Source organism: Bradyrhizobium sp. I1.14.4 (assembly GCF_050435825.1).
Lineage (GTDB): Bacteria > Pseudomonadota > Alphaproteobacteria > Rhizobiales > Xanthobacteraceae > Bradyrhizobium.
This window is the reverse complement of sequence record NZ_JBNDLA010000006.1, coordinates 49,142-69,753: the sequence shown is the minus strand read 5'-3', so window position 1 is coordinate 69,753 and position 20,612 is coordinate 49,142. Positions and strand designations below refer to the sequence as shown.

Genomic DNA, 20,612 nt, shown 5'->3' with positions numbered 1-20,612 from the left:
CGAGCGTTCGAATGTCTCAACAAGGTCCGGTCCTCGTCGTGTCGGCGTCGGCAAAGCCGCCGTTTGCCGCGGTCCTCGATGAGACGAAGCTGTTTCCGGTCGTGGTCACCGACTGGAATGAGGTCGGACGGGCCATCGAGCAGGTCAAGCCGGCAGCGGTCATCGCGGCCGCCGAGGGCGTCGATTTCGTCACCCTCTCGGGTCTGGCCAAGCGCGCCGCCGCCCGCGCGCCCTATCTGCCGCTGATCGCGGTCGATCCCGCGACCACCCTGCCCAATACCGTGATCGCATTCTTCCAGAAGCAGGGATTGCCGGATCGCCTAGTCGCCCGGCTCAACGCGTCCCTACGCGTTCGCGCGCTGCATGCAACGGTGATGCGCCGCCTGATGCCGCCGATACCGATCGCGTTGACTGACATCGATCCGATCGGAGAGGCCACCGCGCTGCTGATCGGCCGCGGCGGCGCCTATCCGACGTTGTCGGTTGCGCTCGGCGAACGCGCCGGCGTGGTCGGCGCACTCAGCATCGAGGCCGCTGCCAAGCATCTCTCCAGCCGCGACATCGACGGCATCGTGCTGGCCGAGGGATTCACGCCGCGCGTGATGGATGCTTTCCTGACAGTCTTGACCGAGGATGTCCGCTTCCGTCCATTGCCCGTGATCGTCGCCTCGGGCGAGCTGACGCCGCGTTACGAGCTGCCCAATCTCGAGATCGTCACGGCCGGACCGACACGGGTCGCCGATATGGCGTTGCCGATGATCCGCCAGCACGCCTTCGAGGCGCGGCTCGGCCGCATGCTCAAGGCGATCGACGCCAAGGGCCTGATCGATCCCCGCACCGGCCTGCTCACCAAGGCCGCGTTCGAACGCGACTTCGCGACCGCCGTGTACCAGACGGCCGAGCGCGGCGGCGCGCTCTCGGTGGCGCGGTTCACCTTCGACGACGCACAGCCGCGCGCGCAATTCGACGGCGCGCGGATCATCAGCCGGCTGATGCGTCAGGCCGATTTCGGCGCGGTGCATGACGACCGCTCGCTCGTCGTGGCGTTCGCCGGGACCGACCTGCGCAACGCACAGGCGATCACCCGGCGATTGGCGAGCGTGATGCGCCACACCCAGCACGGCCGACGCGACGTCCGCTCCGAGCCGGCCGTCAGCGTCGCAACGCTGCTGCCGGGCGATTCCGCAATGTCGCTGCTGGGACGGCTGTTCAAAACGCCGGAGCGCGCGGCGTCGTAATGTTACGACCACGAATTGCCCGCGTCGTCATTTCGAGCGAAGCGAAGCAATCCATCTCTCCGCGCCCGAGGAACGATGGATTGCTTCGTCGCTTCGTTCCTCGCAATGCCGATGGCCTCACGCCGCTTTCTTGCTCTCGGCGAGGTTGGCGAGCTGGCGCAGGATCTCGGTGGTGCCGGCGAGCCGCTCTTCCGGCGTCTCCCAGTCCTGGAAGAACACCACCTTCATGTCGGGCCGCACCTTGGCGGCCTGGCCGTGCTGGCGGATGAAGCTCACCAGCCGCTCCGGGTGCGCGAAGCTGTTGTCGCGGAACGCGATCACGGCGCCCTTCGGGCCGGCGTCGACCTTCCCGACATTGGCCCTGCGGCAATAGGCCTTGATCGCGGCGACCTTGAACAGATAGCGCACCTCGTCCGGCAGCACGCCAAAACGGTCGCGCATCTCGGCGGCGAAATTGTCGATCTCGTCGTCGGTCTCGAGATCGGCGAGGCGGCGATAGAGCGACAGCCGCACGCTGAGATCGTTGACATAGTCCTCGGGGATCAGGACCGGCATGCCGATGGTGATCTGCGGCGACCAGCGGTCGGCGGCAGGCTCGGCGACGCCGGCCTTGAGGTTGACGATCGCCTCCTCCAGCATCGACTGGTACAGTTCGAAGCCGACTTCCTTGATATGGCCCGACTGCTCCTCGCCCAACAAATTGCCGGCGCCGCGGATGTCGAGGTCGTGCGAGGCGAGCTGGAAGCCCGCGCCCAGCGTTTCCAGCGATTGCAGCACCTTGAGCCGGCGCTCCGCCTGCGCCGTGATCTTCTGCTGCGCCGGCAGCGTGAACAGCGCATAGGCGCGCAGCTTGGAGCGGCCGACGCGGCCGCGCAGCTGATAGAGCTGGGCCAGGCCGAACATGTCGGCGCGGTGCACGATCAGCGTGTTGGCGTTCGGGATGTCGAGACCGGACTCGACAATCGTGGTCGACAGCAGGACGTCGTATTTGCCGTCGTAGAACGCGGACATGATGTCCTCGATTGCGGTGGGCGGCATCTGGCCGTGGGCGACCGCGACCTTCATCTCCGGCACGTTCTTGTCGAGGAAATCCTTGACGCCGGCGAGGTCCTCGATCCGCGGCACGACGTAGAAAGCTTGTCCGCCGCGATAGCGCTCGCGCAGCAGCGCCTCGCGGATCATCAGCGGATCATGCGGCGCGACGAAGGTGCGCACCGCGAGGCGATCGACCGGCGGCGAGGCAATGATCGAGAGCTCGCGGACGCCAGTCAGCGCCAGCTGCAGCGTGCGCGGGATCGGCGTTGCCGACAACGTCAGCACATGGACCTGGGCCCGCAGCTGCTTCAGCCGCTCCTTGTGGCTGACGCCGAAATGCTGCTCCTCGTCCACGATCAGAAGGCCGAGATCCCTGAACTTGATGGCCTTGCCGAGCAGCGCATGGGTGCCGACCACGATGTCGACATGGCCGTCGGTGAGCCCCTTCTTGACCTGGTTCAGCTCCTTGGTCGACACCAGCCGCGACGCCTGCGCGATGTTGACCGGGAAGCCGCGGAAGCGTTCGGTGAAAGTCCGCGAATGCTGCCGCGCCAGCAGCGTGGTCGGGACTACGACCGCGACCTGCTTGCCCTCGAGCGCCACGGCGAAGGCCGCGCGCAACGCCACCTCGGTCTTGCCGAAGCCGACGTCGCCGCAGATCAGGCGGTCCATCGGCCGGCCGATTTCGAGGTCTTTCAGGGTAGAGTTGATGGCGCCGAGCTGATCCTCGGTTTCTTCATACGGGAAGCGCGCGCAGAACTCGTCATAGACGTGCGGCTGCAGCGGGAATTTCGGGGCCTCGTGCAGCTGCCGCTCGGCGGCGATCTTGATCAATTCGCCCGCGATCTCGCGGATGCGGTTCTTCAGCTTGGCCTTGCGCGCCTGCCAACCGCCGCCACCCAGACGGTCGAGCTCGACATTGGCGTTGTCGGAGCCGTAGCGCGACAGCAGCTCGATGTTCTCGACCGGCAGGAACAGTTTTGTATCCGCCGCATAATGCAGCTCGAGACAATCATGCGGCGCGCCGGAGACTTCCAGCGTCTGCAGGCCGACGAAGCGGCCGATGCCGTGCTCTACATGGACGACGAGATCGCCGGTCGCAAGGCTCGTCACCTCCGAGATGAAATTGTCGAGCTTGCGGCTCGCCTTGCGCGGCCGCACTAGGCGGTCGCCGAGAATATCCTGCTCGCTGATGACGGCGAATTCGCTGGTCTCGAAGCCGGATTCCATGCCGAGCACGGCGAGCATGGTCTCGTTGCGCGGCGTCGCCTGCACGATCCGCCAGGTGTTGACGCTGGTGGTGTTGAGCAGCTTGTGGTCGCGCAGCATCGCGCTCATGCGGTCGCGCGAGCCCTCGCTCCACAGCGCGATGATGACCTTCTTGCGCTGCGACTGCAACGCGCCGACATGGCCGACCACGGCCTCGAACACGTTGACATTGCTGTCGGCACGCTCCGGCGCGAAGTTGCGGCCCTGCCGCGCGCCGGCGTCGAACAGGTCGGTTGAGCCTTCGGGCACCGCGAACGGCGTCAGCCGCGCCAGCGGCGCGTCGCCGAGCAGTTTTGTCCATTCGGCCTCGGTCAGATAAAGCTTGTCCGGCGGCAGCGGCTTGTAGATCGCGCCGCTGCCGGGATGCTCCAGCGCCTCGCGCCGCGCGTCGTAATAGTCCGATATCTGCGAGAAGCGTTCGCGCGCGGCATCCTCGCCCTGCGGTTCGATAGCGATCGCAGCGCCGTCGAGATAGTCGAACAGCGTGTCCATCCGCTCCTGGAACAGCGGCAGCCAATGCTCCATGCCGGGATGGCGCCGTCCCTCGGAGACCGCTTCATACAGTTGGTCGTCGCGTTCCGGCGCACCGAACGCGGCGACATAGCCCATGCGAAAGCGACGGATGGTTTCGGTCGTGAGCTGGAATTCGGAGACCGGCACGAGATCGAGCCCGCGCATGTCGAGCAGCGTGCGCTGGGTCTCGGCATCGAAGGTGCGGATCGATTCCAGGCTGTCGCCGAAGAAATCGAAGCGCACCGGCTGGTCGAGGCCGGCCGGAAACAGATCGAGGATGCCGCCGCGCACGGCATATTCGCCGGGCTCGCGCACCGTGGACGAGCGGGTGTAGCCGTTGTGCTCCAGCCAGGCGACGACCGAGTCCATCGGCACGACGTTGCCGGGTGCAACCGACAGCGCTTGGGCCGCGACCTGATCGCGCGCCGGCACCCGCTGCACGGCCGCATTCACCGTGGTCAGCACGATCAACGGCTTCTCGCTGCCGACCAGCCGCGACAGTTTTGCCAGCGCGGTCAAGCGCTGCGCCAGAATGCCGGAATGCGGCGAGACGCGGTCATAGGGCTGGCAGTCCCAGGCCGGAACCTGCATCACCGCGATATCGGGGGCAAAGAATTCCAGCGCGCGGGCGATCTGCTGCATCCGCGCGCCGTCGCGGCACACCACGGCAAGGCTGACCGCCGATCGCTTCGGCTGCGCCGCGATGGCGCGCGCCAGATCGGAAATGACGAGCCCTTCGGCGCCCTCGGCGACGTTGGCGATGGTCAGCACCCGGCCGGGCGCCAGCATCGCGGCCGGCGATTTCATGGGCTGTTTCATGCGCCGTGATCCGCGACCCGGAACGCCTTGATGCGGGCAAACAGCGCGGTCGCATGTTCGGCCGGCAGCACCTTGTCGCCGGTCAGCGCGGCATAGAGGTCGGGATCCGGCACCTCGATCAGATGCTCGAGCTCGCCGAGCTCCTGATCGGACAGATCCGCGATGGTCGCGTCGGCAAAGCGGCCGAGGATCAGGTCCATCTCCCGGGTGCCGCGATGCCAACAGCGAAACAAAAGCCGCTTGCGGCGGTCATCGAGCCCGCTGCTCAATCGTGTCGATCCCGTCATGTCCCAAAATCCATCAAACGCCAAAAGCCCGGACGTGCCGGGCGGGCCCTGATATAGCGATGGCGACGGCCGATGTCAGCCCTCATCAGCCGCCTTTTGGGGATGCCCTGGACGCATGTCGTCATTGCCGGGCTTGACCCGGCAATCCATCCTCTTTTGAAGATGGATGCGCGGGTCATCCTCGATCGAGTCGAGGACAGGCGCCCGCGCATGACGTGAGTCGTGTGTATGAGGACACCGATGCGCCCCGCCCTGCTCAATCCGCTGTTTGCCCAGGTCACGACCCTCCCGGGTGTCGGCCCGAAGCAGGACAAGCTGCTGCGCTATCTGCTCGATCGCAGCGAGACGCCGCGGCTGGTCGATCTCCTGCTGCATTTGCCGGCGAGCGTGATCGACCGCCGGGCGCGGCCGAAGATCCGCGACGCCGCGGTCGGAACCATGGTCACGCTGGAGGTCACCGTCGACCGCCATCGGCCGCCGCCGCCGCGCAATTCGCGCGCGCCCTACCTCGTCTATGCCAGTGACGACACCGGCGATGTCGTGCTGACCTTCTTCCGCGCCCAGCCCGGCTATGTCGAGAAGCTGCTGCCGGTCGGCGAGAAACGCTATGTCTCCGGCACGCTTGCGATGTATGACGGCGTCCCGCAGATCGTGCATCCCGATCGCGTCGTCGATGAAGCCGGCTTTGCAAAGCTGTCCGGCATCGATCCGGTCTATCCGCTGACCGAGGGGCTTGCGATCGGCTCGCTCCGGCGCGCGATTGCGCAGGCGCTGACCAGGCTGCCGGATCTGCCGGAGTGGATCAGCCCCGAGGCGCTGCGCCGCTGCAACTTCCCGCCGATCAGGGAGGCGCTGACCCGCGTCCATGTTCCGGTCGAACTGACCGATATCCTGCCCGACGGCCCGTTCTGGTCGCGGCTGGCGTTCGACGAATTGCTCGCCGGCCAGCTCGCGCTGGCCCTGGTCCGCGCGACGCTGCGCCGCCCCGCCGGCGTCCGCAATGCCGGCGACGGCCATCTGCGCAACAAGATCATCGATGCCCTGCCCTATGCGCTGACCAAGTCGCAGCAGGAGGCGGTCGCGGCAATCATCGAGGATCTGCGCCAGCCGGTGCGGATGCTGCGCCTCGTGCAGGGCGATGTCGGTTCCGGCAAGACCGTGGTGGCGCTGCTGGCGGCGGCCGCCGTCGCAGAGGCCGGCAAGCAAGCCGCACTGATGGCGCCGACCGAAATCCTGGCGCGCCAGCACATCAAGACCATCGCGCCGCTCGCCGAGAGCGCCGGAATGCGCGTCGCCATCCTGACCGGCCGCGAGAAGGGCAAGGAGCGTCGCGAACTATTGGCGCGGCTGGAGGCCGGCGAGATCGACCTGTTGGTCGGCACCCATGCGCTGATCCAGGACGACGTGGTCTACAAGGCGCTGGCGCTTGCCGTGGTCGACGAGCAGCATCGCTTCGGGGTGCGCGAGCGGCTCACGCTGACCTCCAAGGGCGAGGCCGTCGACGTGTTGGTGCTGAGCGCCACCCCGATCCCGCGCACGCTGGTGCTGACCTATTTCGGCGACATGGACGTCTCGGAGCTGCGCGAGAAGCCCGCCGGCCGCCAGCCGATCGACACCCGCGCGGTGCCGATGAGCCGGATCGAGGACGTCATCGACGGCGTCGGCCGCGCGCTGGCTGCGGGCAAGCTGGTCTACTGGATCTGCCCGCTGGTCGATGAATCAGAGGCCGAAGGCACCGAACATCTCACCAACGCGACCGAACGTTTTGAGTCGCTGCAGAAGCGGTTCGGCGATCGCGTCGGCCTCGTGCACGGCCAGATGAAGGGCGCCGAGAAGGATCGCGTAATGGCGCAATTCGCCGCGCACGAGATCGGGCTCTTGGTTGCAACGACCGTCGTTGAGGTCGGTGTCGACGTCCCGGCCGCGACCATCATGGTGATCGAGAACGCCGAGCGTTTTGGACTTGCGCAACTGCATCAGCTGCGCGGCCGCATTGGCCGCGGCTCGGAGGCGTCGACCTGTCTGTTGCTCTACAAGGAGCCGCTCGGCGAGATGTCGAAGGCGCGGCTCAAGGTCATCCGCGAGACCACGGATGGATTTCGGATCGCGGAGGAAGACCTGAAGCTGCGCGGCGAAGGCGACGTGCTCGGTATCAGGCAGAGCGGCCTGCCCGGGTACCGCATCGCCCGCTCAGAGGTGCACGGCCAGCTGATTACCCAGGCCCGCGACGAGGCGCTGCGGATCATGAAGGCCAATCCGAAGCTGAAGGGCGAGCGCGGCGAAGCGCTGCGCTGCCTGCTCTATCTTTACGAACGCGACGAAGCCGTACCGTTGATCGGCGCGGGGTGACTCCCGCTACTCCACCTTCGCCGGCGCGGGCTGAGCTGCCGGCTGCAACGAGGCCTGGTTGGCGATGCGTGCGGCATTGGCCATGCCGGCGAGCGCCGCTGCGCGCTTCTGATCGGTGGCGCCGGGCTGCACCACGCCGGCCGACATGATCAGCGTCGCGGCATCCTCGGTGCTCATCTCGATCTCGATGATCTTGCTCTTCGGCACGTAGAAGAAGAAGCCGGTGGTCGGGTTCGGCGCACATGGCAAGAACACCGAAATATGCTCTTCCTCTCCGGGCAGGCTGGCGGCGAGCTCGGGGCTCGGCGCCTGCGAGATCAGCACAATCGACCACATGCCGGGCGAGGGAAACTCGACCAGGCCGACACGGCGGAAGCTCGAGCCGTTGCCGGAGAACAGCGTCTCGAACACCTGCTTCAGGCCGCGATAGATCGCACGCACCGCAGGAATCCGCCCGAGCAGCCGCTCGCCCAGATCGACCAGGGTTCGCCCGATCAGATTGGCGGTGAGGAAACCGAGCAGCGTCAGCGCAACGACGGCGACGATCAGGCCGGAACCGGGCAACCCGAACGGCAGGTAGGTTTCCGGCCGATAGGCCGTGGGCACGAACGGCCGGACCAGATTGTCGACCCAGTTCACGAACCACCAGGTCAGATACAGGGTGATCGCAACCGGCCCGGCGACCACGAGGCCGGTCAGGAAATAGTTGCGAAAACGCGCCATCAGCCCGCGGGGGGCATCCGGGGGCAGATCACCCGTCGAGGCGGGAGGCACTTGATTGGAAGTCATTGGGGTTCCAAGGTCGTCGAAGCGGCGTCGAAGCGGCCGTTGTCCACCACCCAGCTAAGCCATTCTGACGCATTTTTGAAGGGGCTGCGTGACAGCCCGCCTTGCGACTATTCGACCGTGACCGATTTGGCTAGATTCCGGGGCTGATCGACGTCGGTGCCCATCACCACGGCGGTATGGTAGGCGAGCAGCTGCACCGGAACGGCATACACGATCGGCGCGAAGGTCGCCCCCATATCCGGCATCACGATCGTCACCAGCGACTGGATGGTCGCCTCCGCCGCCCCCTTGGCGTCGGTCATCAGGATGATCTTGCCGCCGCGGGCGGCGACCTCCTGCATGTTGGAGACGGTCTTCTCGAACACCTTGTCGTAGGGCGCGATCACCACGACGGGCATGTGCTCGTCGATCAGCGCAATCGGCCCGTGCTTGAGCTCGCCGGCGGCATAGCCCTCGGCATGGATGTAGGAGATTTCCTTCAGCTTCAGCGCGCCTTCCAGCGCCAGCGGATAGCTGGTGCCGCGGCCAAGATAGAGCACGTCGCGCGACTTCGAGATCTCGCGCGCCAGCTTCTCGATCTGCGGCTCGGCGGTCAGCGCTTCCGACATCAGGCGCGGAATCTGGACCAGGCCATGCACCAGCTTGGCCTCGTCGGCATCGGACAGCTCGCCGCGCGCCTTGCCGGCGGCAACCGCGAGCGAGGCCAGCACCATCAGCTGGCAGGTGAACGCCTTGGTCGAGGCGACGCCGATCTCGGGACCGGCGAGCGTCTGCAGCACCGTCTCGCTCTCGCGCGCAATCGTCGAGGTCGGTACGTTGACGACCGACAGCGTGTGCGCGCCCTGCGCCTTGGCGTAGCGCAGCGCGGCCAGCGTGTCGGCGGTCTCGCCGGACTGCGAGATGAAGATCGCAAGGTCGCCCTTGCGCAAGGGCGCCTCGCGGTAGCGGAATTCGGACGCGACATCGAGCTCGACCGGCAGCCGTGCCAGCCGCTCCAGCCAGTATTTTCCGACAAAGCCGGCATAGCTCGCGGTGCCGCAGGCGGTGATCGAGATGCGCTGGATATCCTTGAAGTCGAACGGCAGCTTGACCGGCAGCATGACGCGCTCGGTCGCCATGTCGACGTAACGGGCGAGCGTGTGCCCGACCACTTCCGGCTGCTCGTGGATCTCCTTCGCCATGAAGTGGCGATAATTCGCCTTGTCGACCAAAGCAGTCGCAGTGGTGTGCTTGATCACCTCGCGATGGACGATGGCGTTGTCCTTGTCGAAGATGGTGGCGCCCTTGCGGTTCAGCACCACCCAGTCGCCGTCCTCGAGATAGCTGATCGTATCGGTGAACGGCCCGAGCGCGATCGCGTCGGAGCCGAGATACATCTCGCCCTCGCCATGGCCGATCGCGAGCGGCGGGCCGTTGCGGGCGCCGATCATCAGATCGTCCTCGCCGGCGAAGATGAAGCCGAGCGCGAACGCGCCGCGCAGTTGCGACAGCACCGCCCTCACCGCCTCGATCGGCTTGACGCCACCCTTGAGCAGATTATCGACCAGATGCACCACGACCTCGGTGTCGGTCTCGGTCGAGAGCGCCGCGCCCCTGGCTTCGAGTTCCTCGCGCAGCTCGCGAAAGTTCTCGATGATGCCGTTATGCACCACGGCGACGCGTTCGGTGGCGTGCGGATGTGCGTTGTTTTCGGTCGGCCTGCCGTGGGTGGCCCAGCGGGTGTGGCCGATGCCGGTGTGGCCGCCGAGCGGCTTTGCCGCCAGCCGGGCCTCGAGGTTCTTCAGCTTGCCCTCGGCGCGGCGCCGCGCCAGGGAGCCGTTCTCCAGCGTGGCGACACCGGCGGAATCGTAGCCGCGGTACTCCAGCCGCTTGAGCGAATCGACCAATTGCTCCGCGACCGGAGCGCGTCCAAGAATGCCGACGATGCCGCACATGCGGTTCAATGTCCCCAAAAATCGCCGAAAACTTGCCAAAGCGGCGACACGGTCCCTTAACGGGAATCGCCGGCCGCAAGATACTCAATAATTATTGCCGATTGCGACAGTCTTAAACGGCAAGGTTGATGCGAAAGGCTGGTTAATCGCGGCTAACTATTTTGGCAAGGGCGCGCCAGCGAGCGCCCGCCGGCGTCCCCTTCGGGTCGTGCTAGGTTGGACCGAAACGAAAGGCCCTTGCCACCGGGCTCCCTCAACCCGACCCACGCGGCACCGTTCCGCACCTTGCTCCACGACATGATGCGGGCTCCTGGACCGTCGACACGATCAGCAACTACCGTCGATGTCATGTGACATAGCGACGACATGGATCAGGCGATTGCTCACGGATGCACCCCTGGCACGCCGCCAGACTTCGTGGCACGCCTTGAGCATGCAGCGCAACTGTCGCGGAGCTGCCGGATCACCGCGAGGGCCGACAACCGGATCGAGGTCGCCCTCACCTGCGAAACTTACTTCGCCGGCAGACGCAAGCTCGCAAGGTCGGTCCCGATCACGATGTCGCCAGGAAAGCCACCCTCCTCGGCTGCTTTCCTATAATCAGTCTCCGTGAGCGGGCCGCCGGGAACCTTGAACGGATATTGTCGATCAGCTCCGAGCGGCGGTATCAGATGGGTCAGCATCAGGTACCTGGCGCCCGCTCGTTTTGCCATCGCGGCAAGATCGGGCACCGAACTCTGACGCAGATACGCATAGGCGGGCATGCCGCTGCCCCTGCCGGGAGCCATGATGGGGTGGACGGCCGAATGCACAATGATATCCGCTCCCCGGGCAAGCCTTTCGACCTGATCCGACGTTGATGAATTGCGCGGCGGCACGGCGATATCGTTGCTCGCATCGCCACCGATCACGACACTGCCGGCGGGCGTATCCACGCGGTAGGATACGTGACCCGCAATGTGACTCGAGCGAACTGCGCTTACCTTGAGATCGCCCAGGGACCAAACGCGCTGCGGTTCTTCTCCAGGCTCGAACGTGATTGTATTGATAATGTTGGCTGGGCCTCCCGTCGTTCGTTCGCCCACCTCAGAATGGCGTTGTGCGATTTCGCCCGATTGGATGAACGCATCGGCGACATGAGCCGTGAACTTGCCGCAGCTGATCGTGGCGCCCTGCGGCGAAGTCGCATCGGTGCTGCAAACGACGTCAAGTTTTGGACCGCTTGCATTGAAGGACCAGCGGAGCTGGACGAGATCGACAAATCCCTCCGTGTGGTCGTTGTGCATGTGCGTGAAGAACACTGCATTGAGCTGCCCTGGCGTGATACCAAGTTGCGACAGCCGCATCGTGGTTCCACGGCCGGCGTCGAATTGCAGCAGCTCGGCCGCGCATCCATCGGCATCATCGCCATAGCGCACCAGGGTCCCGGCGCCGGCGAGACCGTTGAACGACTGTGGCCCGCCCTGAGTGCCCGTCAAGGTTACGATCAGGCATGGCGCTGCACTGACGCCTGATGTGCCCGTCAAGATCGAGCCGGCGATGAACAACCCCGTCGCGAACAAAGGCGCCTTCATGGTCGAGTTCCCTAGCTTGCAGCCCTTCCGCTCCGAGCCTGTCGAGATTTGCGGTCAATGGCAAGACGGTGGTCCCGAAGCCTACGTCAACACAGCGAGAGCCGGCAGCTGGGTCGAGATTGCCTCACAGGCCCCGTGCAGTATCCTGAAGTCAGTGAAAGAGCCGATGTGATGTCAGCCGATCCCGTCCCGAAGCTCATCAAGCCGTTCTGGCGCCGCGGCCTTGCCGGCTTCCTCGATTTCATCACCGTATTCTTCGGCGGCGGCTACGCCATCGGCGCCGCCACGGGCCAGACCACGAAGGACGGCTTCAACCTGACCGGCGCTCCCGCGCTGCTGCTGTTCGCGCTGATCGTTGCGTATTTCTATCTCGGCTGGAAGGTGCTCGGCGGCACGCTGTGGCAGCGCATCCTCGGCGCGCGGTAGCACCCGCGCCCATTCTTGCAGGACGCCTTACTGTTCCACCCGGTAGAGCCGCCATCGCTCCGGCACGCCCTTGAGCTGGTGCGCGCCGCGATCCTTGAAGCGGATTTCCGACTCCAGCATCAGATTCCTGACCGCGCTCGAGACCAGGACCTCGCCGGCACGCGCTCTTGCGGCGACGCGGGCGCCGATATGAAACGCAAGACCGATGACCTCCGCCCCGCTCACCTTGTATTCGCCGGCGTGCAGTCCCACCCTGATTTCCAGCCCGAGCGTGCGCACGGCCTTGACGATCGCGGTCGCGCAACGGACCCCGGCAACCGGCACGCCGAACGTCGCCAGCACGCCGTCCCCTGTCGTCACGACTTCCTTGCCGCGCAAAGCCTTCAACTCTCTGCGGACGGCGGCGTAATAATGATTCATCACCGTTGCCCAACGCGCGTCGCCGAGCCGGGCGGCCTTTTCGGTGGATCGGACGATATCGACATAGAGGATCGTGGCGAGCGCCTGTTTGAGCTCCGAGCCTCGATCGGCAGTTCGACGCCGGTTCGCAATATTTCCGGTCAGCGGTTCATAGCGATGGCTGCGCCGCCGCGCGACCGCGGCCTTGGTGTAGTCCTGGGCACGCTGCACGGTGCGGCATCGGATGGTTTTTTCCTGCGGTGGAAACGTCCAATATACCTTTCGCCGGTCGCCAGCGCCCTGAACCTCCACGGCGCCCCACTTCAGGAAAACCGTCGAGCCGGCCCGTCGAATGCACCATGCCTTCGACGTGTATCCGGACACGTTCGATTGATGCACTCCGATGCGAAGGAATTTGGGCATGAGCGTCCGGCCGATCGAACGAGCGGTTGGGGCTTACCTGGGCCAAAGCGTAGCCATACATTTCCGCATTGGCAACGGTGCTCGTTTCCGCACCGATCGAAACCGCCGGGCCCAGCGATGTCGGCATCAGCGCCGCAGGCGAAGGACTGATCGAACAAGACCCGGCTTCTGGTCAGCTCCGGCAGTCGCGCCTTTGCCCATTCGATACAGCGCCAGCATCGATGGACAGAATGGCCTCGTCCTGCGCTTTCGCTATTGGCTGTTCTTCATCGCGAAATCGTGCCGGGGTCAGCCGGCTGCGGTCGACCGTCATGCCAAAGATGTCGAAGCGGTTGTAGTAGCCGACCACGTCGTGAAACTGTTTCGGCTCGACGCAGCGATTGAGATCGATCTCCGCGTAGGCGATCCCTTCGTGGTCCTGCAACTCATCGCCGAAGACGCTACCCGTCGGATCGACGAAGAAGCTCGCCGCACGTGGCGTCTGGTCGATCACGTCGGCGATGGTCCTGTCGCGTTCAATGAGGAAGGTCCGCATCGGCTGGTCCATGTAGCCGGCGGTGACAATTCCGAACACCTTGGCTTCGAAGCAATGGGCGCTGGCCCGGATGCGGTTGGCGGCGACGTTGTCGAAATTGCCGCCGCCTGCCGGGCGGCGCGTTGGCCACATCGGCGGCCAGCTCGAGATGTGCACCTGCTCGCCCTGCGCCATCAGCGCGAAGCGGGCCAATGGATTGGTATTCTCGCCACAAATCAACGCACCGATCCGGCCCTGCCGTGTCTCCGCGACCTTAAGGCCCGCGCCGTCCCCCGACGACCACACCAGCTTCTCGTAGAAGGTCGGAACCAGCTTGCGGTGATGAGCCAGAATTTCGCCGGTCTCGCCGATCAACAGGTTCGAGTTCCACAGCCCCCCAACGCTGACGGCTGAGCGCTCGCTGATGCCGATCGAGACGGTGACGCCGAGGCCGCGCGCCTCGGCGCAAAGCCGCGCCACTTCTGGTCCGTCCACCAGCACGGACTGCTCCGCCATGCGTACGAACAAGTCGTGATTGTCGATCGGAGGCCACAGCGCGGCCCAGACCGGAAAGGCGGGAATATAGGTTTCAGGAAACGCGATCAGCTCGGCGCCGGCCCTGGCCGCCTCGCGCATGATGGCGATCGCCTTTTCGGTGGTCGCCCGACTGTCGAGGAAGACGGGCGCGGCGTGGACGGCAGCAGCCTTGAAACGAGGGAGCATGACGAAAATCCCGGCTAAGATGGGGGAACGAAGCGGTATCATCCCAACTTTCCCGGCATGCATGGGAATTGTCGCAAGGTCGGTTGCGGAGGATCGGAGCCGCCGCGTTGGAACGGGAATTGCTTTGCCGACAAGGGTCGCAATCCGGAGGCAGGTCATGTTCGATACGATCAACTGGGACGATTTGCGGGTCTTTCTCTGCGCCGCTCGCGCCGGAAATTTGAGCCAGACAGCAAAACGGCTGCGGCTGGACCATTCCACCGTGAGCCGGCGTATCGCCCAGATGGAGGCTTCCCTCGGGATTGCGGTGTTCGAACGCCACCGCACTGGGCTCAAGCTCAACGAGGTCGGCGAGCGCTTGTTGCGTCATGCCGAGCGGGTCGAGAGCGCGGTGATCGCGATCCGTGAGGAGGCCAGCGCCAGCGACACCCAGGAGCTCGTCGGGACCGTACGGCTCGCCACCATGGAGGGGATCGCCTCGCTCTATTTGGCGCAACGCTTTGCCAAACTGCGTCGCACTGCGCCACAACTCTCCGTCGAGCTCGTCACGTCCGCCCAGACGGTCTATGTCCACAAGCGCGAAGCCGATCTGTTCGTGTCCTTCTTCCGGCCACCCGGTCCGGGCCTGATCTCCGAGCGCATCGGCAAGTTTCGGCTTGGGTTATTCGCGAGCCAAAGCTATCTCGACAATCACGGCATGCCCGCAACCCTTCGCGACCTCGGGGACCATTGGTTCGTCTCCTATATCGAGGACCTGATCCAGGTCGATTCGGTGCGCTGGCTCGCCGACGTCATCGAGGAGCCGAAGATTGCCTTCCACTCCAACAGCATGATCGCGCAGATGAACGCCGCCGCGGGCGGCCTCGGCATCGTCATGCTGCCAAGCTTTGCCACCAACGACCGGCCCGACCTGATACCCGTGCTGCCCGCCCTCGCCGGCACCGTTCGCGAGGTCTGGCTCAATGTCCACAGCGACCTGCAATTTGCCCCACGCATCCGCGCTGTCCGCGCGTTTCTGAAAAATACCCTGAAGCAGGACCCCGACATGCAGGTCACGCTGGCCGATGCCGTGCCGCAGCCGCGCACGGCAGATTGCAAAAATCCATAGTTCCCTTCCATCGGGGCCCGGCTGAAGCTCGTCCGATTGGCGCAAGGTAGGGCGCGCTGAAGTTTTGAGGGGCCAAACATGAACGTTTTTCCCGGCAATACCGGTCCGGCGCCGAGCGTCGGCGCCTTGGCCAGGAAGCGGCTGATTGTCGCGCTCGTCCTCAGCGTCGCGATGATCGTGATCTATTTCGGCTTCATGGGCCTCTTCGCGTTCGACAAGCCGCTGCTCGGCACCATCCTGATGCCCGGCCTGTCGCTGTGCATTGTGCTCGGCCCGCTCGTCATCATCTCCTCCTTCGCGCTCTGCCTGGTCTATGTGCTGTGGGCGAACCGGGTGTTCGACGCCGGCATCCGCAATCTTCGCTAAAGGGGCAGAGAAAGATGGGCAGCAGCACGCTTTCGATCGGGTTCTTCTTCGCGTTCATGGCGTTGACGCTGGCGATCACCTATTGGGCCGCACGGCGCACCCGCACCACCGAACACTTCTTTGCCGCCGGCGGCCAAGTCACGCCGTGGCAGAATGGCTGGGCACTCGCAGGTGACTTCCTGAGCGCCGCCGCCCTGCTCGGAATTGCCGGCATCGTCACCTCAAACGGCTTCGACGGCATGATCTATTCGATCGGGTGGCTGGTCGGCTGGCCGATCATTCTGTTCCTGATCGTCGAACCGCTGCGCAACGTCGGCCGCTTCACCTTCGCCGACGTCGTGGCCTATCGGCTGCGCCAGCGCCCGGTGCGGCTCGCCGGCGCCCTCGGGACGCTTGCCGTCATCCTGTTCTACCTGATCGCCCAGATGGTTGCGACGGGATCGCTGATCAAGCTGCTGTTCGGCCTGCCCTACACCTGGTCGGTCGTCGTGGTCGGCAGCGTCATGCTGGTCTATGTGCTGTTCGGCGGCATGTTGGCGACGACCTGGGTGCAGGTGGTGAAGGCTGCGCTGCTGATGGGCGGCGGCATCCTGCTTGCCTTTCTCGTGTTGACCCATTTCGACATGAACCCGCTCAAGCTGTTCGCCGCGGCGTCCGAGAAATACGGCACCAAGGTCCTGCAGCCGGGATCCAAGGTGGTCTCGGGCCAGTGGGATGCAATCTCACTCGGGCTCGGCCTGATGTTCGGGACCGCCGCGATGCCGCATGTGCTGATGCGGGCCTATACGGTGAAGGATGCCAAGGCCGCGCGGCTGTCGATCCTCTACGCCACCGGCCTGATCGGCGTCTTTCATCTGATGGTCTTCATCATCGGCTTTGGCGCCATGGTGCTGGTCGGCGCCGACGCGGTGGCAAAGGCCGGAGGCGGCGGCAACATGGCAGCGCCCCTGCTGGCGCTCGCCGTCGGCGGCAATGCCTTCTTCGGCTTCATCTGTGCGGTCGCGTTCGCGACCATGCTCGCCGTCGTCGCCGGGCTGACGCTGTCGGGCGTCGCCACGCTCTGCCACGACGTCTGGACCAATGTGATCCGGAACGGCAGCGCTTCGGAGGCCGAACAGCTCAAGGTCGCCCGTGTCGCGACTGTCATGATCTCGATCTTCGCCATCTTTCTTGGCATCGCGTTCGAGGGCCAGAACGTCGCCTTCATGGCGGGCCTTGCGTTCTCGATCGCCTGCGCCGCGAATTTCCCCTCGCTCTTGCTCGCCATCACCTGGCGCCGGTTCACGACGCCTGCAGCCGTGGCGAGCATCCTCGTCGGCACGCTGAGCTCCCTGGTGCTGATCTATCTGTCGCCGACCATCCAGGTCGACATTCTCGGCAAGCCGCTGGCGGCGATCGAGCATCAATGGTGGTTCGTGTCGCTGCGCAATCCGGCGATTATCAGCATGCCGCTGTCCTTTGCGGTCGCGATCCTGCTATCGCTGGTCACGCGGGAGAAGAATGCAAATCTCGCCTTTGACGAGATGCAGCGGCGCATCCTGCTCGGACCGGTCCAACCGAACGCCAACGAGCAGGGTCAGGTGAAGAGTGCGGCGTGAACCGCGTCGCGCAGGACGACCGCCCTCAATGAGGACAAACGGCCCCTAGCGCTGATTTGCTCATGTCGCGAGAACCGACCGCGCGACACATTCGGTGTCGTCCCGGCGAAGGCCGGGCCGGGACCCAACCTCCGATGGTCATTGCTTCGCGATGCTGGAACGACGAGTCCCGCCTCCAAGGTCGGCTGCCGAGATGGGTCCCTGCTTTCGCAGGGACGACGCAGCTTCGGGGAAACAGAGTCGCGAACGTCACGCGACGTCCTCACTTCCCCTTCGCAGCCTTCGCCTTCAGCTTCGCCGCACGATAACGCGCGGCGCCGCCTTCGCGGATGGACTGCTCGCTGCGCTCAAGCGCCATCGCATCGTCGGGGACGTCCTTGGTGATGACCGAGCCCGAGCCGATATAGGCGCCCTTGCCGATCGTGACCGGCGCGACCAGCGACGAGTTGGTGCCGACGAAGGCGCCCTCGCCGATCAGCGTCTTGTGCTTGAGGAAGCCGTCATAGTTGCAGGTGATGGTGCCGGCGCCGAGGTTGGAATTGGCGCCGACATGGGCGTCGCCGACATAAGACAGATGGTTGACCTTGACGCCGGCCTCGAGCACCGCGGCCTTGGTCTCGACGAAATTGCCGATCCGCGCGCCGGCGCCGAGCGAGGTGCCCGGCCGCAGCCGCGCATAGGGACCGACCGACGCCTTCTTGCCGATGCTGGCCTCGACGAGGTGCGAGAAGGAATGGATCACGGCGCCGTCGTCGATCGACACGCCGGGACCGATCACCACGAACGGTTCAATGGTGACGTCCTTGCCGAACTTGGTGTCGGCGGCGAGATAGACGGTCTCCGGCGCGATCAGGGTCACGCCGGCGTCGAGCGCCTGCTTGCGCAGCCGCGCCTGCATCACGGCCTCGGCCTCGGCGAGCTGCGCCTTGGTGTTGATGCCGCGCACTTCATCTTCGCTGGTTTCGATCACGACGGCCTCCAGTCCCAATTCCCTGACAATGCCGACGGCATCGGTCAGATAATATTCGCCCTTGGCATTGGCATTGCCGATCTTCTCGATGATCGCGAGCGCTTTCCTGCCGTCGAACGCCATCACGCCGGCATTGCACAGCGTGATCTTGCGCTCTTCAGCGCTGGCGTCGGCCTGCTCGCGGATCGCAACCAGCTTGCCGTTCTCGACCACCAGTCGGCCGTAGCCAGTCGGGTCGGCGGCATGGAATCCAAGCACCGCGAGATCAGCGCCGTCGCGCAACGGCGCACGCATCCGTGCGAAGGTCTCGGCCGAGATCAGCGGGGTGTCGCCGAATGCGACCAGCAGGTCGTCGGCGCCGCGGGCGATCGCCTCGCGCGCCGCCAGCACTGCATGTGCGGTACCGAGCCGCTCGCGCTGCACGAAGGTTTGGGCATCGGGCCGCACCCGGCGTGCCTCGGCGGCGACCGCCTCATGGTCCGGGCCGATCACGACCGCCAGCTGCGATCCTTCACCGGAGGCGGCGGCATCCAGCACATGCGCCAGCAGCGGCTGCCCCGCCACGGGGTGCAGCACCTTCGGCAGCGACGAGCGCATCCGCGTGCCCTCGCCGGCCGCAAGCACCACTGTCAGGCTGGTTCGCGCAGTCATTCGAAATCCTCGATGTCTCGCGCAGTTCGCTGCGCAAAGCCTTCTTTGAGGCCGTCTTTAATTGTTTTCCCCGGCAGAAGAAACCGATTCGCCGCCGCGAACCCTCGGATTCAAGTTCCCGGTCCATTTCCTGTTAATCTTTACCCTGTGATTCGGCGGGCCTTGAGGAGGGCCGAGCGGGCTTGGCCAAAGATCGCGACAATCTGGCGGCGGATTTCGACGCCGACAGCACCACCGGCTTTTTGGCCGAGGAGGATGCTTTCGATCGCCGCATGCTATGGCGGCTCGGCTCCTGGGGCGTTGCCGCGGTCGGCGCCGTCGCTATCGCCGTGATGGCCAACCAGTCGGCGTTGACGCTGCGGCGCGACCAGGTCGCCGCATCAGACATCGCACGCCAGGCCCAGCAGTTGCAGACGCTGGCGAAGGAAAGCCACAACGAGACGCGCCGGCTGGCGTCCGCGATCGACACGCTCAACGGCGACCGTGACCGGCTCTATTCGCGCGTCACGACGCTGGAGCAAGGGCTGGACTCCGTGACCGGCGCGATCGCCAAGCAGCCGGCGGCCCCAGCGCCCGCACCATCACTCTCGGCAGCGGCGCCCGGTACGCCGCCCGCTACAGCCAATTCGGCACCAGCTGCGCCGACACCGGCGGTCGCGGCTGTTGCGACGACACCGCCTGCCGCGTTGGACAAAGCGGCAGCGACCGAGAAGGTATCCCCATCCACCGACAGCAAGGCGCCCGCCCCGATCGAGAAGCCGATTGCCGCTGCCGAGAAGCCCATGGCGGCCGACAAGAAGCCGACACCCGCCGCGACCAGGCCGCAGGCCGCCGTGGAGAAGTCGCCGGCCTCGGACAACTCGCCGCCGGCTTCTGCTTCCACCGCATCAGTTGCCAGTCCGATGAGCGCCGCCGCTGCTGCGGCCAGCATCGAGGACGAAAGAGCGGCTGCGCCGGTCGCCGACAAGCCGCTCGTGGCATCGCTCGATCCCGCGGCGAACAAGGCGACCGAAGCGGTCAAGCCGCCGACCGCCAACGATGTCCGCGCCGCGCCGATGCCTCCGCTGGTGATCACAGCCGATCCGGACTCCGAAGTTGACGACGACGCGCCGAAGGCACAGATCCACCGCACCGAGTTCGGCGTCGACCTCGGCACGGCAAATTCGGTCAATGGACTGCGCGCGCTGTGGCGGGGCCTGCTGAAGTCCAAGGCTAACGAGCCGCTGGCCGCGCTGCGGCCGATCATCGTGATCAAGGAAAACAGCAACGGGCTCGGCATGCAGCTGCGCCTGGTCGCCGGACCGCTGAACGACGCCGGGACCGCCGCCAAGATCTGCGCGGGCCTCAGCCTGATCCAGCGGACCTGCGAAACGGCGATCTATGACGGCCAGCGGCTGGCGCTGAACGAACCGCCCGCCGGCAGCAAGCCGGCGCCGCACCGGCGGGTCGTGCCGAAGCGCGCCGTCGCTCCACCGCCGCAGCCTGTCGCCGAGGAAAAGAAGCCGGAGCCGACAACGATCTCCTCGATGTTCCGGCGAAACAGCCAATAATCATGTCCAGCAACGGATTGCGGCCAAATTCTCAACCAATTTCACTGTTCTGACCGAGCCTTGTCCCAGACCCCGTT

General features: G+C 65.4%; 16 protein-coding genes. 8 read left to right on the top strand and 8 right to left on the bottom strand.

Features of this window, described 5'->3' with window-relative positions; all coding sequences use genetic code 11:
- Positions 1–11: 11 nt before the first annotated feature.
- The gene (locus ABIB78_RS14610) at positions 12–1,238 is read left to right on the top strand and encodes a GGDEF domain-containing protein (protein WP_429025508.1); all 1,227 of its coding nucleotides are present in this window, start codon (positions 12–14) and stop codon (positions 1,236–1,238) included.
- Between the two features lie 117 nt (positions 1,239–1,355).
- On the opposite strand, the gene mfd is transcribed toward ABIB78_RS14610, so the two are convergent.
- Both mfd and ABIB78_RS14600 read right to left on the bottom strand, forming a co-directional pair.
- Positions 1,356–4,874, bottom strand: a complete 3,519-nt coding sequence (gene mfd, locus ABIB78_RS14605; protein ID WP_429025505.1) for a transcription-repair coupling factor — start codon at positions 4,872–4,874, stop codon at positions 1,356–1,358.
- Entirely contained in the window at positions 4,871–5,161 is a 291-nt protein-coding gene (locus ABIB78_RS14600; protein WP_429025503.1) for a succinate dehydrogenase assembly factor 2, read from the bottom strand. The genes mfd and ABIB78_RS14600 overlap by 4 nt, the downstream gene beginning before the upstream one ends.
- Positions 5,162–5,233: 72 nt before the next feature.
- Here ABIB78_RS14600 and ABIB78_RS14595 point away from each other — a divergent pair, with 72 nt between their 5' ends.
- Entirely contained in the window at positions 5,234–5,380 is a 147-nt protein-coding gene (locus tag ABIB78_RS14595; RefSeq protein WP_429025500.1) for a hypothetical protein, read from the top strand.
- 21 nt (positions 5,381–5,401) lie between these two features.
- Positions 5,402–7,510 carry an ATP-dependent DNA helicase RecG gene (gene recG, locus ABIB78_RS14590; protein ID WP_429025497.1) on the top strand — a complete coding sequence of 703 codons (2,109 nt, stop codon included), beginning with the start codon at positions 5,402–5,404 and terminating at the stop codon, positions 7,508–7,510.
- 6 nt (positions 7,511–7,516) lie between these two features.
- Here the strand turns inward: recG and ABIB78_RS14585 are convergent, their stop codons facing one another.
- The 3 genes from ABIB78_RS14585 to ABIB78_RS14575 form a co-directional block, all read right to left on the bottom strand.
- Positions 7,517–8,299, bottom strand: coding sequence for a DUF502 domain-containing protein (locus ABIB78_RS14585; protein ID WP_429025494.1), 783 nt, complete (start codon positions 8,297–8,299; stop codon positions 7,517–7,519).
- A 107-nt stretch (positions 8,300–8,406) separates the two neighbouring features.
- A complete protein-coding gene (glmS, locus tag ABIB78_RS14580) occupies positions 8,407–10,233 on the bottom strand; it encodes a glutamine--fructose-6-phosphate transaminase (isomerizing) (RefSeq protein WP_429025492.1) in 1,827 nt (608 codons plus the stop codon).
- Positions 10,234–10,745: 512 nt separating this feature from the next.
- Positions 10,746–11,807 carry an MBL fold metallo-hydrolase gene (locus ABIB78_RS14575; protein WP_429025490.1) on the bottom strand — a complete coding sequence of 354 codons (1,062 nt, stop codon included), beginning with the start codon at positions 11,805–11,807 and terminating at the stop codon, positions 10,746–10,748.
- A gap of 171 nt (positions 11,808–11,978) precedes the next feature.
- Here ABIB78_RS14575 and ABIB78_RS14570 point away from each other — a divergent pair, with 171 nt between their 5' ends.
- A complete protein-coding gene (locus ABIB78_RS14570; RefSeq protein ID WP_429025487.1) occupies positions 11,979–12,233 on the top strand; it encodes a hypothetical protein in 255 nt (84 codons plus the stop codon).
- A 27-nt stretch (positions 12,234–12,260) separates the two neighbouring features.
- Here the strand turns inward: ABIB78_RS14570 and ABIB78_RS14565 are convergent, their stop codons facing one another.
- On the bottom strand, positions 12,261–13,055 hold the full coding sequence (locus tag ABIB78_RS14565; RefSeq protein ID WP_429025485.1) for an adenylate/guanylate cyclase domain-containing protein: 795 nt from the start codon (positions 13,053–13,055) through the stop codon (positions 12,261–12,263).
- A gap of 172 nt (positions 13,056–13,227) precedes the next feature.
- The gene (locus ABIB78_RS14560; RefSeq protein ID WP_429026144.1) at positions 13,228–14,292 is read right to left on the bottom strand and encodes a carbon-nitrogen hydrolase family protein; all 1,065 of its coding nucleotides are present in this window, start codon (positions 14,290–14,292) and stop codon (positions 13,228–13,230) included.
- A 157-nt stretch (positions 14,293–14,449) separates the two neighbouring features.
- Between ABIB78_RS14560 and ABIB78_RS14555 the strand changes: the two genes are divergently transcribed.
- The 3 genes from ABIB78_RS14555 to ABIB78_RS14545 all read left to right on the top strand — a co-directional run bounded on the left by ABIB78_RS14555 (position 14,450) and on the right by ABIB78_RS14545 (position 17,364).
- The gene (locus ABIB78_RS14555) at positions 14,450–15,400 is read left to right on the top strand and encodes a LysR family transcriptional regulator (protein WP_429025482.1); all 951 of its coding nucleotides are present in this window, start codon (positions 14,450–14,452) and stop codon (positions 15,398–15,400) included.
- 78 nt (positions 15,401–15,478) lie between these two features.
- On the top strand, positions 15,479–15,766 hold the full coding sequence (locus ABIB78_RS14550) for a DUF485 domain-containing protein (protein ID WP_429025480.1): 288 nt from the start codon (positions 15,479–15,481) through the stop codon (positions 15,764–15,766).
- Positions 15,767–15,780: 14 nt separating this feature from the next.
- On the top strand, positions 15,781–17,364 hold the full coding sequence (locus tag ABIB78_RS14545) for a solute symporter family protein (RefSeq protein ID WP_429025477.1): 1,584 nt from the start codon (positions 15,781–15,783) through the stop codon (positions 17,362–17,364).
- A 262-nt stretch (positions 17,365–17,626) separates the two neighbouring features.
- On the opposite strand, the gene glmU is transcribed toward ABIB78_RS14545, so the two are convergent.
- The gene (gene glmU, locus ABIB78_RS14540) at positions 17,627–18,985 is read right to left on the bottom strand and encodes a bifunctional UDP-N-acetylglucosamine diphosphorylase/glucosamine-1-phosphate N-acetyltransferase GlmU (RefSeq protein ID WP_429025475.1); all 1,359 of its coding nucleotides are present in this window, start codon (positions 18,983–18,985) and stop codon (positions 17,627–17,629) included.
- A 182-nt stretch (positions 18,986–19,167) separates the two neighbouring features.
- Here glmU and ABIB78_RS14535 point away from each other — a divergent pair, with 182 nt between their 5' ends.
- Positions 19,168–20,535 (top strand): hypothetical protein, encoded by a 1,368-nt coding sequence (locus ABIB78_RS14535; protein ID WP_429025473.1) that lies wholly within the window; start codon positions 19,168–19,170, stop codon positions 20,533–20,535.
- Positions 20,536–20,612: the final 77 nt, after the last annotated feature.

Bases quoted from the DNA above. Each gene is read 5' to 3' on its own strand.
- ABIB78_RS14610 (WP_429025508.1), top strand. From the start codon at position 12: ATGTCTCAACAAGGTCCGGTCCTCGTCGTGTCGGCGTCGGCAAAGCCG.
- mfd (WP_429025505.1), bottom strand. From the start codon at position 4,874: ATGAAACAGCCCATGAAATCGCCGGCCGCGATGCTGGCGCCCGGCCGG.
- ABIB78_RS14600 (WP_429025503.1), bottom strand. From the start codon at position 5,161: ATGACGGGATCGACACGATTGAGCAGCGGGCTCGATGACCGCCGCAAG.
- ABIB78_RS14595 (WP_429025500.1), top strand. From the start codon at position 5,234: ATGTCAGCCCTCATCAGCCGCCTTTTGGGGATGCCCTGGACGCATGTC.
- recG (WP_429025497.1), top strand. From the start codon at position 5,402: ATGCGCCCCGCCCTGCTCAATCCGCTGTTTGCCCAGGTCACGACCCTC.
- ABIB78_RS14585 (WP_429025494.1), bottom strand. From the start codon at position 8,299: ATGACTTCCAATCAAGTGCCTCCCGCCTCGACGGGTGATCTGCCCCCG.
- glmS (WP_429025492.1), bottom strand. From the start codon at position 10,233: ATGTGCGGCATCGTCGGCATTCTTGGACGCGCTCCGGTCGCGGAGCAA.
- ABIB78_RS14575 (WP_429025490.1), bottom strand. From the start codon at position 11,807: ATGAAGGCGCCTTTGTTCGCGACGGGGTTGTTCATCGCCGGCTCGATC.
- ABIB78_RS14570 (WP_429025487.1), top strand. From the start codon at position 11,979: ATGTCAGCCGATCCCGTCCCGAAGCTCATCAAGCCGTTCTGGCGCCGC.
- ABIB78_RS14565 (WP_429025485.1), bottom strand. From the start codon at position 13,055: ATGCCCAAATTCCTTCGCATCGGAGTGCATCAATCGAACGTGTCCGGA.
- ABIB78_RS14560 (WP_429026144.1), bottom strand. From the start codon at position 14,292: ATGCTCCCTCGTTTCAAGGCTGCTGCCGTCCACGCCGCGCCCGTCTTC.
- ABIB78_RS14555 (WP_429025482.1), top strand. From the start codon at position 14,450: ATGTTCGATACGATCAACTGGGACGATTTGCGGGTCTTTCTCTGCGCC.
- ABIB78_RS14550 (WP_429025480.1), top strand. From the start codon at position 15,479: ATGAACGTTTTTCCCGGCAATACCGGTCCGGCGCCGAGCGTCGGCGCC.
- ABIB78_RS14545 (WP_429025477.1), top strand. From the start codon at position 15,781: ATGGGCAGCAGCACGCTTTCGATCGGGTTCTTCTTCGCGTTCATGGCG.
- glmU (WP_429025475.1), bottom strand. From the start codon at position 18,985: ATGACTGCGCGAACCAGCCTGACAGTGGTGCTTGCGGCCGGCGAGGGC.